The 15,787-nt window shown below is 33.5% G+C and carries 17 protein-coding genes; 4 read left to right on the top strand and 13 right to left on the bottom strand.

Annotated features, from left to right (window positions below):
• Positions 1-132 precede the first annotated feature (132 nt).
• On the bottom strand, positions 133-1,029 hold the full coding sequence (htpX, locus tag LK443_RS05125; RefSeq protein WP_227930903.1) for a zinc metalloprotease HtpX: 897 nt from the start codon (positions 1,027-1,029) through the stop codon (positions 133-135).
• A 21-nt stretch (positions 1,030-1,050) separates the two neighbouring features.
• Positions 1,051-1,608, bottom strand: a complete 558-nt coding sequence (locus tag LK443_RS05120; protein ID WP_227930902.1) for a LemA family protein — start codon at positions 1,606-1,608, stop codon at positions 1,051-1,053.
• 142 nt (positions 1,609-1,750) lie between these two features.
• On the opposite strand from LK443_RS05120, the gene LK443_RS05115 reads away from it, so the two are divergent.
• Positions 1,751-2,455 (top strand): SMI1/KNR4 family protein, encoded by a 705-nt coding sequence (locus LK443_RS05115; protein ID WP_227930901.1) that lies wholly within the window; start codon positions 1,751-1,753, stop codon positions 2,453-2,455.
• A 90-nt stretch (positions 2,456-2,545) separates the two neighbouring features.
• On the opposite strand, the gene LK443_RS05110 is transcribed toward LK443_RS05115, so the two are convergent.
• From LK443_RS05110 to LK443_RS05095, 4 genes are all read right to left on the bottom strand, one after another.
• On the bottom strand, positions 2,546-3,067 hold the full coding sequence (locus tag LK443_RS05110) for a transcription repressor NadR (protein ID WP_227930900.1): 522 nt from the start codon (positions 3,065-3,067) through the stop codon (positions 2,546-2,548).
• 2 nt (positions 3,068-3,069) lie between these two features.
• A complete protein-coding gene (locus LK443_RS05105) occupies positions 3,070-3,600 on the bottom strand; it encodes an ECF transporter S component (protein ID WP_227930899.1) in 531 nt (176 codons plus the stop codon).
• A gap of 171 nt (positions 3,601-3,771) precedes the next feature.
• On the bottom strand, positions 3,772-5,391 hold the full coding sequence (gene groL / locus LK443_RS05100; protein WP_227930898.1) for a chaperonin GroEL: 1,620 nt from the start codon (positions 5,389-5,391) through the stop codon (positions 3,772-3,774).
• A gap of 19 nt (positions 5,392-5,410) precedes the next feature.
• Complete coding sequence (locus LK443_RS05095; RefSeq protein WP_006703485.1) at positions 5,411-5,680, bottom strand: co-chaperone GroES; 270 nt, start codon at positions 5,678-5,680, stop codon at positions 5,411-5,413.
• 159 nt (positions 5,681-5,839) lie between these two features.
• Here LK443_RS05095 and LK443_RS05090 point away from each other — a divergent pair, with 159 nt between their 5' ends.
• Both LK443_RS05090 and LK443_RS05085 read left to right on the top strand, forming a co-directional pair.
• Entirely contained in the window at positions 5,840-6,121 is a 282-nt protein-coding gene (locus tag LK443_RS05090) for a hypothetical protein (RefSeq protein ID WP_227930897.1), read from the top strand.
• Positions 6,122-6,282: 161 nt separating this feature from the next.
• A complete protein-coding gene (locus tag LK443_RS05085; protein ID WP_227930896.1) occupies positions 6,283-6,477 on the top strand; it encodes a hypothetical protein in 195 nt (64 codons plus the stop codon).
• A 138-nt stretch (positions 6,478-6,615) separates the two neighbouring features.
• Here LK443_RS05085 and plsX read toward each other — a convergent pair whose 3' ends face one another.
• From plsX to LK443_RS05065, 4 genes are all read right to left on the bottom strand, one after another.
• The gene (plsX, locus tag LK443_RS05080; RefSeq protein WP_227930895.1) at positions 6,616-7,617 is read right to left on the bottom strand and encodes a phosphate acyltransferase PlsX; all 1,002 of its coding nucleotides are present in this window, start codon (positions 7,615-7,617) and stop codon (positions 6,616-6,618) included.
• Positions 7,610-9,661, bottom strand: coding sequence for an ATP-dependent DNA helicase RecG (gene recG, locus LK443_RS05075; RefSeq protein ID WP_227930894.1), 2,052 nt, complete (start codon positions 9,659-9,661; stop codon positions 7,610-7,612). Before recG ends, plsX begins: the two co-directional genes overlap by 8 nt.
• A 367-nt stretch (positions 9,662-10,028) precedes the next feature.
• Entirely contained in the window at positions 10,029-11,708 is a 1,680-nt protein-coding gene (locus LK443_RS05070) for a DAK2 domain-containing protein (RefSeq protein WP_227930893.1), read from the bottom strand.
• Positions 11,709-11,742: 34 nt separating this feature from the next.
• Positions 11,743-12,105 carry an Asp23/Gls24 family envelope stress response protein gene (locus LK443_RS05065; RefSeq protein ID WP_227930892.1) on the bottom strand — a complete coding sequence of 121 codons (363 nt, stop codon included), beginning with the start codon at positions 12,103-12,105 and terminating at the stop codon, positions 11,743-11,745.
• Between the two features lie 263 nt (positions 12,106-12,368).
• Between LK443_RS05065 and rpmB the strand changes: the two genes are divergently transcribed.
• Positions 12,369-12,557, top strand: a complete 189-nt coding sequence (gene rpmB, locus LK443_RS05060) for a 50S ribosomal protein L28 (protein WP_227930891.1) — start codon at positions 12,369-12,371, stop codon at positions 12,555-12,557.
• Positions 12,558-12,603: 46 nt separating this feature from the next.
• On the opposite strand, the gene LK443_RS05055 is transcribed toward rpmB, so the two are convergent.
• From LK443_RS05055 to LK443_RS05045, 3 genes are all read right to left on the bottom strand, one after another.
• Positions 12,604-14,661 (bottom strand): heavy metal translocating P-type ATPase, encoded by a 2,058-nt coding sequence (locus LK443_RS05055; protein ID WP_227930890.1) that lies wholly within the window; start codon positions 14,659-14,661, stop codon positions 12,604-12,606.
• Positions 14,661-14,942 (bottom strand): DUF6110 family protein, encoded by a 282-nt coding sequence (locus tag LK443_RS05050; protein WP_227930889.1) that lies wholly within the window; start codon positions 14,940-14,942, stop codon positions 14,661-14,663. The genes LK443_RS05055 and LK443_RS05050 overlap by 1 nt, the downstream gene beginning before the upstream one ends.
• A gap of 166 nt (positions 14,943-15,108) precedes the next feature.
• On the bottom strand, positions 15,109-15,783 hold the full coding sequence (locus LK443_RS05045) for a thiamine diphosphokinase (RefSeq protein ID WP_227930888.1): 675 nt from the start codon (positions 15,781-15,783) through the stop codon (positions 15,109-15,111).
• Between the last annotated feature and the right edge of the window lie 4 nt (positions 15,784-15,787).

Genomic DNA, 15,787 nt, shown 5'->3' with positions numbered 1-15,787 from the left:
TTATAGGGGAAATAGGCATTACAATGTATATTTATTTCATTACAAATTCTATGTGAAAGCTTTTTCTTTGTAACGAAAATGAAATAAAGACAATCGAAGCCTTCCCTATAAAACTTCAATTGTCTTTTATTCTTACATTTCTCTCAAACGTTTAATGCGATTACTTGTTGCTGGATGTGTAGCAAACCAAGAATCTTTTTCTTCATTTCCTTTTTTAAAAGGATTAGCAATATATAATGTTGCACTTTGAGGATCTGCTTCTTCCATCGCTGGGGCTTCAGAAATTTTTTCCAGTGCTGAAATCAACCCTTGAGGATTACGTGTAAATTCTACCGCTGTAGCATCTGCTAAATATTCACGATTTCTTGAAATTGCTAATTGTAAAATAGTAGACATCAATGGTCCTAATATCATTGCAAAAATGGAAATCACCATCATAATCGCTGCTAGTCCATTTTCATCATCTTTTGACCGTCTAGAAGTTCTTCCCCAAAACATCATTCGACTTCCAAATTGCACTAAAATAGCAATGACTGCGCCAAGCGCAATTGCAATAGTTTGCAACCTTACATCATAATTTCGAATATGAGCAAATTCATGAGCTAAAACTCCTTCTAATTCCTCACGATTCAAACGTTGTAATAAACCTGTTGTTACAGCAACTGCAGCTTTTTCAGGCGAACTACCTGTTGCAAATGCATTCGGAGAGTCATCTTGAATCACAAATATTCTTGGTCTTGGAACTTTTGCAATCATCGCCATATCTTCTACAATATGCCATAATTGCGGTGCTTCATGATATTCTGTCACTTCACGAGCATGATTTAATCGCATCACAACATCTGTTGATTGACTCATCATCATCATGGTATATAGCCCACCTGCCACTAATGCAATAACCATTCCTGCAACAGCATTATCTATTAGTGTGTATCCTAAAGCAATACCTACCAGTAAAAATAATATAAGATAGAATCCTACTACCACCCAAGTTTTTCTTTTATTGGCAGCAATTTGTTCATACATCATCTTCTTCACCTACGCTCAATTTTAAAATTGAACTTTTGGCACTTCACGTGCTTCTGTTGGAATTTCTAACATTGCTTCTTTTGTAAATCCACCAATATTTGCAATAATATTATTTGGAATCGTTTGAATTTTAATGTTATATTGTGCCACGCTTGAATTATATAATTGACGAGAATAAGCAATTTTATTTTCTGTATTTGTTAATTCTTCTTGTAGTTTAATAAAGTTTGTATTTGCTTTTAAATCAGGATAGCTTTCTGATAGCGCAAAAATTGTTTTCAATGTTCCACTTAATTGATTTGAAACATCCATTTTTTCTTGAACAGAAGCATTACTTCCCATATTTGTTAATTGATTTCTCATTGCAATTACTTGAGAAAGTGTTTCTTGTTCATGTTTAGCATAACCTTTAACAGTTTCTACTAAATTTGGAATTAAGTCATTTCTTCTTCCTAATTGAACATCAATTTGAGCAGCAGCTTCGCCTACCCAGTTTTTTAATTTTACTAAGCCATTATATGCAGATACTCCCCAGATAATGATTACTGCAATAATTCCTAAAATAATCCATAATGTCATATTGACACACTCCTTTATATTTTATACAGTTAATTGTAACAAATTGAATCGGTTTTGTAACCTTTTATCGATTGATTGAAATCATTTTATCATATTTATACAAAAATACCTCATACTTTAGACCTAATTTTTGGAGGAAAACATGTCACTCATTCAACAAGCGTTTACAAAAGTACAATTAAATCCTGCTACACCTATCCATCATCAATGGACTATTGGAGACTTGCCTGAAAGTTATTTACAATGGATTCAACAGGAAGGTGCGGGTTATTTTCTTCAATCAAAGATTGATACAATCGAATCTACTCGTTTTGGATTAGACTATACTCTATTAAATGGCATTGCAGGATTAGAACAGGGAAATTGGATGAGTTTATTGGATAACTATTTTTTACCTGAAGAAACGGGGTTGCCTAATTACTTTATTCCATTTTTTAAAGATGAATCTGTTTACTATTGTTTTGATTATCTTGAAAAAAGAAAAGAACCTACCATTCGTCTCATAGATGTAGAAATGGATCAATGGCTAACGATTGCTTCTTCCTTTGAGGACTTAATCGATTCTCTAAAACCTCATACTGAACTAGTAACATTCGACCATCGTCATTGGGTAAGCCTTCATACTCGCAGACAACAATTAGGGTTATTTCATCCTGATAATTTTCAAATACTGTTAGAAATTGAAGAGGAAGAAGATTTTAACAGTTATATTTACTGGCTTGCGAAAGGCTTAGAACAAAATCCCCCAATTTCTTCCATTGCACAAGAAGCACTCGATTTTTTATTGGAATACCGAAAACAAGAATTAGAAAACTCTCCAGCATACAAATTGATTCAACAGAATTAAACGAATAATGGATAGACAAAGAACAAGACTTTCTGGTATAGTAGTAGCGATACTCATTGCTACTACTATACCAGAAAGTCTATACGTACTTTATAAAGAGTCCTCGATTAAAAACCCCAACTTTCTCAAAGCTCGTTCAATTTCATCTAAATCTTGCTTCGTATCAGCTTCCACTAAATGATAATGAACCCCATCCGTAATCTCAGACAATGGACGAAATTCCGTTTCCTCTACTTGCTTCATAAAATGAACAATATCTCTACGACAAGTCATTTTCAATAATGTTTGAATTTCCCCATAAACAGGATGATCCACTAATACCGTTTTAACTCTTCCACCATTATCCACAATAGCAACTAACTCTTCTTCAATATCATCAATCGTATGTTTCACTTTAAACAAACGATGCATTTGTTGCGGTTGCTTAGAAGCAGAATGAATATATCCTCGATTCGTCGAAATAATTTCTTCCCCATCTGCACGCAAAATTGCAATATCCTGAACAATAATTTGTCTTGTCACATGAAAATGGTCCGCTAATTGCTGTCCGTTAATCGCTGATGAAGATTCTTTTAATAAAGTCAATAATTGCTTTCTACGTGTAATGGTCACTATTAACCCTCTCTCTTATGAATTTTCTGTAAAGAACGATAAATACCAATCGCTATTACATAGTCTACCATACTATGAATCATCGTACCAACTCCCACTAAGACAAATAAGACATACAATAATTTTTGAAGATCTTGTCCTGTCACACTATAAAAGACAAAACATACAAAAACTTCACCTATCGCATGGATAATTGCTAAAACAATATTAAATAACCAGGAAGATTTTTTATTTTCTAAAATATTCGGGAATTTTCTAAAATAAAGCGCCCCTAATGTCCCAAATAAAATATGAGAAAAAGCTCGTAATACAATAATAAATGGAAAACCCGCTAATAAAAATCCAAGTGTTGAACCTAATACAACAAATACCGTCATCCAAGGAGAAAGAAACATCGCAATAAATATAGCTACGTGACTTCCTAAAGTATAGGATGCCGGTGGAATGACAATTTTGAATGGCATTATAATCGGAACTACAATCGCAATTGCTGTTAGTAAGGCTGTTAACGTTAAAAATCTATTTTTCTTCATTTTAAAAAACTCCTTTTCTGTATATACAGTAGTGTATACCATGACTTTACAGAATTCAATACTATTTTATGAATTTAAGAGAATTTTTATTATGAAAAAAGGAAAAAGACTTCTCGCTGCAGCTTGCGTCCATAGCTACTTCTGAGAAGTCTAGTTTAAAGTTTTATCCGATTACATCATACCCATTCCTGGATCCATTCCAGGCATTGCTGGTGCAGCGGGGATTGGTTTATCTGCAACAACTGCTTCTGTTGTTAATAATAAAGCAGATACAGATGCTGCATTTTGTAAAGCAGAACGAGTTACTTTAGTAGGATCTACAATTCCTGCTTCAATCATATTTACCCATTCATCACTTGCTGCATTATATCCAATTCCTAACTCTTGATTCTTCAAATGAGCCACAATTACAGAACCTTCTAATCCAGCATTTGTTGCAATTTGACGAAGTGGTTCTTCTAATGAACGAGAAACAATTTTCGCTCCAGTTGCTTCATCACCTTCTAATTCTAAAGCATCTACTGTTTTTTGAACATTCACTAGTGCAGTTCCACCACCAGAAACGATTCCTTCTTCAACAGCAGCACGTGTGGCATTTAAAGCATCTTCAATACGTAATTTTTTCTCTTTCAATTCTGTTTCAGTTGCAGCACCTACTTTAATAACAGCTACTCCACCTGATAATTTTGCTAAACGTTCTTGTAATTTTTCACGATCAAAATCACTTGTTGTATCTTGTGCTTGAGAACGAATTAAAGCTACACGATTCGCAATTAATTCTTTTGAACCTGCACCTTCAACAATTGTTGTATTATCTTTAGAAACAACTACTTTTCCAGCTGTACCTAATTGTGCTAATGTAGCATCTTTTAATTCTAAGCCTAAATCTTCTGTAATAACTTGAGCTCCTGTTAATACAGCAATATCTTCTAACATCGCTTTACGGCGGTCACCAAATCCTGGAGCTTTAACAGCAACTACATTAAATGTTCCACGTAATTTATTTAAAACTAATGTTGGCAATGCTTCTCCATCTACATCGTCCGCAATAATTAATAATGCACGACCTTGTTGAACGATTTGTTCTAATAATGGAATAATTTCTTGAATATTAGAAACTTTTTTATCTGTAATTAAAATAAATGGATTGTCTAGATGAGCCACCATTTTATCATTATCTGTTACCATATATTGAGATAAGTAACCACGATCAAATTGCATTCCTTCTACAACATCTAATTCCGTTTCAATACCTTTTGATTCTTCAATTGTAATAACACCATCGTTGCCTACTTTTTCCATTGCTTCTGCAATTAAACTACCGACTTCTTGAGATCCTGAAGAAATAGCCGCTACTTGCGCAATTGCTTCTTTTGATTCTACAGGACGAGAAATTTTGTGTAATTCTTCTACAGCAGCACGTGTCGCTAATTCAATTCCACGACGAATGCCTACTGGATTTGCCCCTGCAGTTACATTTTTTAAACCTTCACGAACGATTGCTTGCGTTAAAACTGTTGCAGTTGTTGTTCCATCTCCGGCAATATCATTTGTTTTAGATGCTACTTCTGCGACTAATTTTGCACCCATATTTTCAAAATGATCTTCTAATTCAATTTCTTTTGCAATTGTTACCCCATCATTTGTGATTAATGGAGAACCAAATGCTTTTTCTAATACAACATTACGACCTTTAGGCCCTAAAGTTACTTTTACTGTATTTGCTAAAATATCTACTCCACGTAGCATCGATGCTCTTGCATCTTCCGAAAACTTAATATCTTTTACCATTTTTCAGTTCCTCGCTTTCTTATTGTACAATTGCAATAATATCTTGTTCTTTTACAATAATATATTCTTGACCATCTAATTTCACTTCAGTTCCTGTATATTTTTCAAAGACAACACGGTCTCCTACTTGAACTTGACGATCTTTTTCTTCTGTAAATTCACTCACAGCTAATACTGTCGCAAATTGTAATTTTTCTTGTGCAGCAGTTGGTAAAAATAATCCTCCCGCTGTTTTTTCTTCTTGTTCTACCATTTGAATAACAACACGATCTTTTAACGGTTTTAACATATTCATTCCTCCTTAATTTTTTAGCACTCTTTGCACTCAAGTGCTAACCACATTACTATAGTACTCATTTGGTCAAAAAAAATCAAGAAAAATCACTTGAAAAATATGCTGCAATCTTGTAAGATTTTTTTAAGGAATAATGATGGGGAGGACTTTTTTATGATTAGCAAACGACAGTTTTTTGTACATTGTATTTTAGAAATTTTAATTGCTAGTTTCTTTATTTTTTTAGCAGTACTACTTCTTCCCATTCGTGGTTGGGAATTTGCAACCATCTTTTGTTGTGTTTTTGCCACATTTAGTATTTCAAATGCAATTCGAATGGTACAATCTTATCTTGCTATGAGAAAATTTATTAATGAAACAGTAAATTTATTAGAAAAAAGTGCCCATCTTTATGAATTAGAAGATGATGATGATGATAACTCATCAAAAGAATAAGAGAGGTTACCAACTTGAATAAAAAACTCTTAATCTATTCACTAGAAACTACTTGTATCCTTATCATTCTTGTTATGCTTTACGCAAGCTTAACGAATAAATCTATGTTAGATTTTGTTTATATTGGAAATTCTTTAACACTACTAAGTTTCCCTTTTTTAATGATTGGCTTAACTCTATTAGTCATTCAATCTGGAAATTTTGACTTTTTCCTGTATAGTTTACGTTCAAAGAAAAAAGGGTATGTTCCACAAAAGAAAAAATCGTATCAGTCTATTATTCATTTTTGTTTATGGACTTTTGCATTGTTATGGATTATTTCAATTCTATTAACATCTCCAATAATTTTTAAATAATCAACAAAAAAAGTGACGTCTGCATCAATAGCACGTCACTTTTTATATTACTTAGGAAAAACTTTGCATAGTAGATAAGGCATGAAACAACAAAGCTGTTTGCTGGCGTCGTCTATTCCTATATAGCAAAGTCTATCTCTAGTTCTCCTCAAAATAATCGAACAAATCTTTCACCACGCCACTTCGAACAATCGTATCAATTTGCTTCATCGCAAAATAAACACTACTTGCACTAGAAGAACCATGCGCCTTCACTACAGGAGCTTTCAATCCAAATAAAACAGCCCCACCAAATTGCGAATAATCCAAAGTATTTTTCAATGAACGGAAAGTATCCTTTAATAATAAAGCCCCCAGTTTACCTGTAATACCCTGACTTAAAATATTCTCCTTCAATAAACTCATCATTGTTAAAGCAGTACCTTCAATCGTTTTTAAAACAGCATTCCCTGTAAAACCATCTGTTACAACAACATCTGCAATTCCATTTAAAATTTCTCTTGCTTCAACATTTCCAACAAAATGAATCGATGAATTTTCTTGAAGAAGTGGATAAACACTTTTGACTAAATCATTCCCTTTCCCTTCTTCAGTACCATTATTTAATAAACCAACTGTTGGATTTTCAATATTTAATACATATTTTGCATAATAAGAACCTAAGACTGCAAATTGTTCTAAATTTTGTACTTTACATTGAGCATTTGCACCAACATCCATTAAAATAAATTGACGATTTTCCTTTCCAACAACGGGTAAAACTGGCATTAAACCTGGACGATCAATTCCTTTAATACGACCAACAATTAATAAACCACTTGCTAATAATCCACCAGTATTTCCTGCTGAAAATAGAGCATCTGCTTCGCCATCTTTCACGGCTTGAGCTGCAACTACCATAGAAGCATCTTTTTTACGACGAACAGCCTTAACAGGTTCATCTTCACTCGTTACTTTTTCACTACAATGAATAATTCTAATATTCGGCAGTGTTTCTGTCATCACCGCTTGAATACTTTCTTGATCTCCATATAATTGAAATTCATTTTCTGGATATTCTTTTGCAGCTTGAATAGCACCTGCTACAATTTCTTTAGGAGCATTGTCTCCACCCATCGCATCAATGGCAATTCTAACCATTTATAACTTCCTCCGTTTCACGACTTGTTTGTTCAATAAATTCTTGTATTTCTTTATAAGCTACACTGTCTTCTTCTTCGATAACAAATGTAATAGCATCTTCTCTTGCTTGTTCTAGTATATCATAATCTTGTACAATGTCAGCCACTTTAAACTCTGGAATCCCTGATTGTCGTAATCCAAAAACGTCACCTGAACCACGTAATTCTAAGTCTTTCTGACTCAGATAAAATCCATCTGTCGATTCACACATAATTTGCATTCTTTGTTTTCCTTGCTCTGTTTTAGGTGATGCAATCAAAATACACGTCGATGCATGTTCTCCACGTCCTACTCGTCCTCTTAACTGATGTAATTGAGCTAATCCAAATCGATCTGCATCTAATATGACCATGACAGTAGCATTTGGCACGTCAACTCCGACTTCAATAACGGTTGTAGAAACTAGTACTTGTACATCGTTCTTTTGGAAAGCAGTCATAACACTTTCTTTTTCATCACTTTTTAAACGTCCATGTAATAATCCTACTGACAAACGATTTTCAAATCGTTTAGAAATCATTTCATAAATTTCAGTAGCATTTTGAACATCTAAATTTTCACTTTCTTCAATTAAAGGAGAGATGACATAAGCTTGTCTGCCAGCTTGAACTTGTTTTTCAACATAATCGTAGACTTTTTCCAACTCTTGTTCTTTGACCCAAAATGTTTGAATCGGTTGTCGTCCTTTAGGAGCTTCTTTTAAGATGGATGTATCCATTTCTCCAAAAGTCGTAATGGCTAGTGTTCTTGGAATTGGAGTTGCTGTCATTTGCAACACATTTACTCCTATTCCTTTTTGAGCTAATTGTGCTCTTTGCTTCACTCCAAAACGATGCTGTTCATCAATAACAATAAAAGCTAAATCGTGATAAATGACATCTTCCTGGAATAAGGCATGCGTCCCCACTAACAGTTGAAGTTCTCCATTTTCTAATTGCTCTAATAACTGCCGTCTTTCTTTTAAAGTTGTTGTTCCAGTAAGTTTTCCAACTTTTATTTCTGTCTCTTTTGTTAAGGTACAAATAGTTTCATAATGTTGGTCTGCTAATAATTCTGTTGGAACCATTAAGCAAGCCTGTTTTCCTGTTAAAGCAGTCGCTACCATTGCAATTGTGCCAACAACCGTTTTCCCGCTTCCTACGTCTCCTTGTAATAATCGACTCATTTCATACGGAGCTCTTAAGTCATAGCAAATTTCATTGACAACTTTCTTTTGTCCTTCAGTTAGTGTAAAAGGTAAAGTTTGAATAAATGCCTTTAATGCAGTATTTTCATATAAAATACTTTGTCCTTGTTTTGAATGATGTCTCTTCTTTTTTAAGCTTTGTAGTTTTAACTGGTAACAAAATAATTCTTGATATACTAATTGCTGTCTAGATTGTTTTGAATGACGTTCATCTTTTGGAAAATGCATCCCTTCCACAGCTTCTGGATGTGATAATAATTGTCTTTTTTTCTGAATGGAAGCAGGTAATGGATTTGGAATATTTTCTTTATACAACGGTAAAGCTGTTTGAATCAATTTCAACAATGTACTTTGTCGAATGGATTTATTTGTTCGGTATACCGCTTCAAAATTGGACGTTTTCCCCATATCTTCTTTAGTTGAAATGATTTTCATCCCCATTAAAGTGGAGCGTTTGGCATCCCATTTCCCAAAAATAATACATTCTTGATGTTGGATTAATTTATTTTTTAAATAGGGTTGGTTAAAAAAGGACACTTGGATGACTTGTTCTCCAATCGCCATTCGACAGGAAATTCGGTTTTTCTTAAATCCATAATAATGAACAACTGGTTCTGTTACAATAATTCCTGCTAATGTCACTTTTTCTTGATCCATAATAGTTGAAACATCTCTTACTTGAAGGTCTTCGTATCGAAATGGAAAATGTGTTAATAAGTCATAAATGGTATCAATGCCTAAGTCATGTAATGGTCCCATTCGTTTAGGTCCTACACCCGATAAAAATCTTACTGATTGAAATATTGTTTTATCCATTTCTTCACCTCCAAACATTCTATTCTTTTATAGTTTAGATAGGAAAAGACATACTGTCAACTGTTGTTAAAAGGAAAATAGACAAGAAATTTTATTGTAGCAAAAGGACGGCAGCAAACCTTCGGTTTCATGCCTAAACTTTGAGCCTAGGGTCTCAAAGTTTCCTGTAATATGAACCGAAATGGTTCATATTACTAATGCTACTATAAATTTTCTTGTCTATTTTTACGATTCTTTCGTTTAGAATTACAGAAATTTCATAGTAGCAATAGCCAGTAGCCTCGCAAGCGAGACTACTGGCTATTGCTACTACTGTTTCTATCATCAAAAAAAGACTGGACGTTTTCCATCCAGTCTTTCTAATATTCTATTCTACTGCTAATAAATATGCATATACAGGTTGTAAACCTTCATGTAATTCTACTTCAATATCTGGGAAATGTTCTTCAACATAAGAAACAATTTCTTCTGCTTCAGATACTTCTACATCTTCCCCAACTAAAATGGTTAAAATTTCAGATTCATCATTCACCATTTTCGCAATTGTATCAATTGTCGCTTGTTTACGATCTGGTACATTAATTAAAATTTTACCATTTACAATACCCATGAAGTCCTGTTCTTTAATATCTACTCCATCGATTGAAGTATCACGCACGGCATTTGTAATTTGACCGCTTGTCACTAATGACAATTGATCTGTCATTGCTTTTTGATTTTCTTCAAGACTAGCTTGTGGATTAAACGCTAATAATGAAGACAAGCCTTCAGAAATTGTTCTACTTGCTACAACTACTACTTCTGCATCTTCACTTACTTCAGCAGCTTGGTTTGCAGCCATTAAAATATTTTTATTATTTGGTAAAACAATAACTTTTTCAGCATGAGCTTCTTTTACTGCTGCTAAAATATCTTCTGTACTTGGGTTCATTGTTTGACCACCATTAATAATCGTTGTCACACCCATGCTCTTGAATAATTCATGAATTCCTTCACCTGCAGCTACAGCAACAATTCCATACTCAGCTTTTGGAGCAGCTGCTTTTACTTTATCAGTATAGTCTGTTTTTAAAACTTCCTCATGTTGCATACGCATATTGTCAACTTTTACTTTCATTAATGAACCAAAGCGTTGACCATAATTCATGACTTCACCAGGACGCTCTGTATGAACGTGAACTTTAATAATTTCATCATCCGCTACAACTAATAGAGAATCCCCTAATTCATTTAAGTAATTACGGAATGTATCATAGTCGAATGTATCGACAACTGTTTCCCCTTCACCGATACGTACCATAATTTCAGTACAATAACCGAATTGAATATCAGCTGTAGAAGCATGTTCATAATCAATGCCACTTTCATGATGGGCAACTGAACTTAAATCAATTTTATTCGTTGATAATGCTTGAACTGGAGTAGCTTCCCCTGTTAAAGCTTCATAAAATCCGTTATAAATAAATACTAAACCTTGACCACCTGAGTCAACTACACCAACTTCTTTTAATACAGGTAATAAATCTGGAGTTTTATCTAATGATTTTTGAGCACCACGTAATACAGAACCCATCACTTCAATAATATCATTCGAACGTTCTAATTTACGAACACCTCTTTTAGCAGATTCACGGGCAACTGTTAAGATTGTTCCTTCAACAGGTTTCATAACGGCTTTATAAGCTGTTTCAACCCCTTTTGTAAATGCTTCTGCTAAATCTTCTCCTGTTAATTCATCTTTTCCTTCAACTGCTTTTGAAAAACCACGGAATAATTGCGATAAAATAACTCCTGAATTTCCACGAGCACCCATTAATAAACCTTTTGCTAAGTCTTGTGCTAACTCTCCTACTGTTTGAGCAGAAGAATTTGCCACACGCTCTGCGCCTGACTTAAATGAAAGGCTCATATTTGTACCTGTATCTCCATCTGGAACCGGAAATACATTCAATGAATTGACAAATTCAGCATTTTCACTTAAACGTGCTTCACCAATTTCTACCATTGCTCGAAAATCTTGAGCCGTAATAATATTTTTTGTTACCATTGATTCTTATATCCTCCTGACACACCATCAAAGCTTACGCTTCAATGATTTTTACTCCTTGAACATAAACATTAACAGTGTTCGCAGAAAATCCTAACATCGTTTCTAAATTATATTTCACTTGTTCTTGAACATTGCGACAAATTGCAGAAATTTTAGTTCCGTAACCTACGATAATGTATACATCAACAGCTACGCCTTCTTCTTCTTGACGAATGACTACACCACGAGAATAATTTTCTTTTTTCAAAATTTCATTTAAATTATCACGAATATGATTACGGCTGGCCATTCCAACAACTCCATAGTTATCTGTTGCTGCACCGCCAACTACAGTTGCAATAACTTCATTGCTTAATTCAATTAACCCTTGTTCTGTTTGAATTTTGACTGTCATTTTTGTAACCTCCTTAAAATTCGTACAATCTATTTTTTACAGACTGTTCGATGATTCTCTATTATTTTATCATAAAAGATTGATTTTACCTAACCTTTTATGTGTGAAAATGCGCTCCAAAATCAATTTAACAAAAATTTATACTTTATCTTGGACTCTAGCTTGCATTCTATCGTCAACTATGATAAATTATTTAAGTATATGATTTAGTTTTAAAATTATATCAGCTGATTAATGATTTAAATTAAAGGAGGAGAATGACCATGGCTAAAGTATGTTATTTCACTGGACGTCGTTCTGAAACAGGTAACAATCGTTCTCACGCTATGAACGCTAACCGTCGTACTTGGAAACCAAACTTACAAAAAGTTCGCGTTTTAATCGATGGAAAGCCTAAAAAAGTATGGGTTTCAACTCGTGCATTAAAATCAGGTAAAGTAGAACGCGTTTAATTGACACAAATAAAAAGACTGGATATTGTCCAGTCTTTTTCTTTTACTATTTAATATAAGTAAAACTCTTTCCAATAATGACAGTTGTTGTCAAATTATGGAACACAGCTAATGTACTAGGAGTTAATAAATTAAACAATCCTAATCCCATTAGAGAAGTATTCACCCATACAGTCGTATTCAAGTTTCTTCCTAATTGTTTTTGCAATTGTGCAGAAATATCATCTAAAACAAGAATTCCAGATAAAGTTTCTTCTAAAAATACAACATCACTAGCCTGTTTTGCAATATCGGATGAACTTGCCATTACTACCCCAACATTTGCTTTAGATAAAGCGGCTGAATCATTTAAACCGTCGCCAATCATAAAGACACGGTGTCCTTTATCTTGTAAATCTTGAATCACTTGGTGTTTCTGTTCTGGTTTCACTTCAGTATATACTTCGTCAAATTGAATAAGCGAACAAATGGATTCTGTTCGTTTCTTCGTGTCCCCGGTTAATAAAATAATATTCTTTCCTCGTTCTTTTAACGATTGCAGAACTTCAATCGTTTCCGGACGCAATGGTGTATCAATTAAGAAAATCGCAATTAATTTTCCTTTATATCCTAAATACAATAGATGATACCATTGAATATACTCTTCTATAATCTTAGTTTGTTCTTCAGAAATTTCTACTTGATGTTCTTTCAACAATTCTAAACTTCCAATAACAACTTTTTCACCATCAATCGAAGATAAAATTCCTTTGGAAGCAACATGTGTTAATTTACCATGCATTTCTTCATGTTCTACTCCATCATCTTCTGCTTTTTGAACAACGGCACTGGCAATTGGATGATAAATATGCTCTTCTAAACAGGCTGCAATTCGTAATACTTCTTCCTCTGAATAGCCACGATAAGGTAAAATCTTTTGAATTTTTGGAACTCCTGTTGTTAAAGTTCCAGTCTTATCAAACACATAGGTGTCGATCATTGGATATTCATCTAGTGAACTAGAACCTTTTACAACGATTCCCCTTGTAGAAGCTACTTTAATAGCTGTTAGGTAAGTCACAGGGGAAGATAATTTTAAGGCACATGAATAATCCACTAATAAGAACGTTAATGCTTTTTGAACGGATCTAGTTAATAAATATGTCACTGCCATTCCAATGAAATTATATTTCACCAAGCCATCTGCTTTTTCTAATAATTGTTTTTGTTGTTTCGATTGATGTAATTCACTTGTTTTCATTAATTGAACAATTTGTTGTAAACGTGAATTTTGTTCAGCATTCGTAACTTTTACTAATAATTCACCTTGTTCTACCACCGTATTAGCAAAAACAGTATCTCCAATTTTTTTAGATACTGGGAAGGCTTCTCCGGTTAATGAACTTTCATTTAAAAATCCACGACCAGATACAACTGTTCCATCAAAATAAATCTCTTGTCCTTCAGTAGCAACAAATACATCGCCCACTTCTACTTGATGACTTAATTTTTTAAATCGTTCTCCCTCTTTTTCAATCCATAATTCATAAATATTATTTTTTAGATTTTTCTCTAAATCTTCAACGGATTTTTTTTGAGACCATTCATCTAAATCATCTCCGAGATTTAATAAGAACATAATCGTATCGGCTGTTTTACGGTCTCCCATTGCAATCGAGGTTACAATCGCTACAAAATCCAAAATACTCATGGATAATTTCTTTTCTAAAACAGATTCAAATGCAGCTTTTCCAAATTTCTTCATTTTCCATAATAACCAGAAAATTTTTAATGGTTGAGGAATCAATACATTTGCTGCCATTTTTCGGTAAATATGAGAAGCGACAATATCAACAGGTGTCACTTGGGCATCAACTGTAAAATCTCTTTGTTTATCATTTAATGTAGACACCTCTAAATGATCTAGAAAACGATACACACTTGATTCTTGTCCTGTTTCAAAAGTAAATGCCATATGCTTTTCATCTTTATAACAAATCATTTGCGTAATCTCTGGAAATAGTCTTTTTTCCTCTTCTAAATACAACTGAACAGCAGCTGTACATCTAAAAGGCACTTCCAAACGCACTCTATTTTTTGATTGAGCTTTAATGGTAACTTTCATTATTGTTCACTTGTTTCTACTGTTGCTAAGTTAGCGGCTTTTTCTTCAACATATAACTCATTTGCTTCAGCTAATACATCATCTGCATGTTGTTTCAATTGAGAAACTGTTGCATCTAATCCGTCTTTTAATTTATAAGATTTTGCTACTGCTTTAGCAACCACGTGTTTAGTATCTTTGTTGGCTAAAACTTTAAGTCCTAATGAACCTACTACAACACCACTTACAAAAGCGCTTGTTTTTTTAACGACTTTTCCTAATTCTAATACTTCTCTTAACATATAAAAGACCTCCGATATATACTTTTTTGAGTCTTTGGCAGACTCATATATAGTATATCTCATTCCATAAAAAATTCAACTCAAAAAAAGAATCACACTTCTATTTTGTGAAGAAAACAAAAGCGTGATATAAGTTTTATTCTTTTAATATAGAATTAATTCTGAATCATCTCCAAGAATCTCTTGTTTGTCCCACAATAATTCCACCAGACTTGAACGAAATTTCCATTTTGTCTTCGATAAACTCATTACTAATCAATGCGATTGGAAAATCATAGTCTTGATGATTCAAAGGATATTTTACCTGTTTCAACGTTAATTGTTGTACAGGCCCTGTTGAAATAAACGATAAATAGTTCATATTCGCCATTTTATGAATGACATAATCTCCTGGGGTTAAGAAAGAAATATGATTCCATTCATCTTCTAACGAAAGATACGGAATTAATGCTTGTAATTCTGGCCGAAACATGGTCCATAAACAACTAATGACATGATCCACTCTCCCACCAAAAGCACCTAATACATGAACTTTTTTTTGAGGATATGACTTAGCAACCCACATCAACGCTTCTTCAAAGTCGGTAAAATCTTTTTCAGAAGGAAATTCAATCATTTTTGAAGCATAATTTTTTAATACTGCTTTATCCTCTAATGAAATCGAATCGAAATCTCCAATTGCTAAATCAATCGGCAACTCTTCCTCCATTAATTTTAAACAACCACCATCTACTCCAATAAATTGAAATTCTTGATTATCCTTTTGCTGAAGCTTCTGATTTAACCATCGTCTTATAGCTCCTTTATCTAATGGTCCCCCAATGACTACGATTATTTCCATACCC

This window comes from Granulicatella elegans (assembly GCF_020735385.1).
GTDB classification, from domain to species: Bacteria; Bacillota; Bacilli; order Lactobacillales; family Aerococcaceae; genus Granulicatella; species Granulicatella elegans_B.
Note: the sequence above shows the minus strand (reverse complement) of the source record. Positions and strands in the feature narration are given on the sequence as shown.

Bases quoted from the DNA above. Each gene is read 5' to 3' on its own strand.
- htpX (WP_227930903.1), bottom strand. From the start codon at position 1,029: ATGATGTATGAACAAATTGCTGCCAATAAAAGAAAAACTTGGGTGGTA.
- plsX (WP_227930895.1), bottom strand. From the start codon at position 7,617: ATGGTTAGAATTGCCATTGATGCGATGGGTGGAGACAATGCTCCTAAA.
- LK443_RS05095 (WP_006703485.1), bottom strand. From the start codon at position 5,680: ATGTTAAAACCGTTAAAAGATCGTGTTGTTATTCAAATGGTAGAACAA.
- groL (WP_227930898.1), bottom strand. From the start codon at position 5,391: ATGGTAAAAGATATTAAGTTTTCGGAAGATGCAAGAGCATCGATGCTA.
- LK443_RS05065 (WP_227930892.1), bottom strand. From the start codon at position 12,105: ATGACAGTCAAAATTCAAACAGAACAAGGGTTAATTGAATTAAGCAAT.
- LK443_RS05115 (WP_227930901.1), top strand. From the start codon at position 1,751: ATGTCACTCATTCAACAAGCGTTTACAAAAGTACAATTAAATCCTGCT.
- LK443_RS05105 (WP_227930899.1), bottom strand. From the start codon at position 3,600: ATGAAGAAAAATAGATTTTTAACGTTAACAGCCTTACTAACAGCAATT.
- rpmB (WP_227930891.1), top strand. From the start codon at position 12,369: ATGGCTAAAGTATGTTATTTCACTGGACGTCGTTCTGAAACAGGTAAC.
- LK443_RS05050 (WP_227930889.1), bottom strand. From the start codon at position 14,942: ATGTTAAGAGAAGTATTAGAATTAGGAAAAGTCGTTAAAAAAACAAGC.
- LK443_RS05120 (WP_227930902.1), bottom strand. From the start codon at position 1,608: ATGACATTATGGATTATTTTAGGAATTATTGCAGTAATCATTATCTGG.
- LK443_RS05055 (WP_227930890.1), bottom strand. From the start codon at position 14,661: ATGAAAGTTACCATTAAAGCTCAATCAAAAAATAGAGTGCGTTTGGAA.
- LK443_RS05045 (WP_227930888.1), bottom strand. From the start codon at position 15,783: ATGGAAATAATCGTAGTCATTGGGGGACCATTAGATAAAGGAGCTATA.
- LK443_RS05085 (WP_227930896.1), top strand. From the start codon at position 6,283: ATGATTGGCTTAACTCTATTAGTCATTCAATCTGGAAATTTTGACTTT.
- LK443_RS05090 (WP_227930897.1), top strand. From the start codon at position 5,840: ATGATTAGCAAACGACAGTTTTTTGTACATTGTATTTTAGAAATTTTA.
- recG (WP_227930894.1), bottom strand. From the start codon at position 9,661: ATGGATAAAACAATATTTCAATCAGTAAGATTTTTATCGGGTGTAGGA.
- LK443_RS05070 (WP_227930893.1), bottom strand. From the start codon at position 11,708: ATGGTAACAAAAAATATTATTACGGCTCAAGATTTTCGAGCAATGGTA.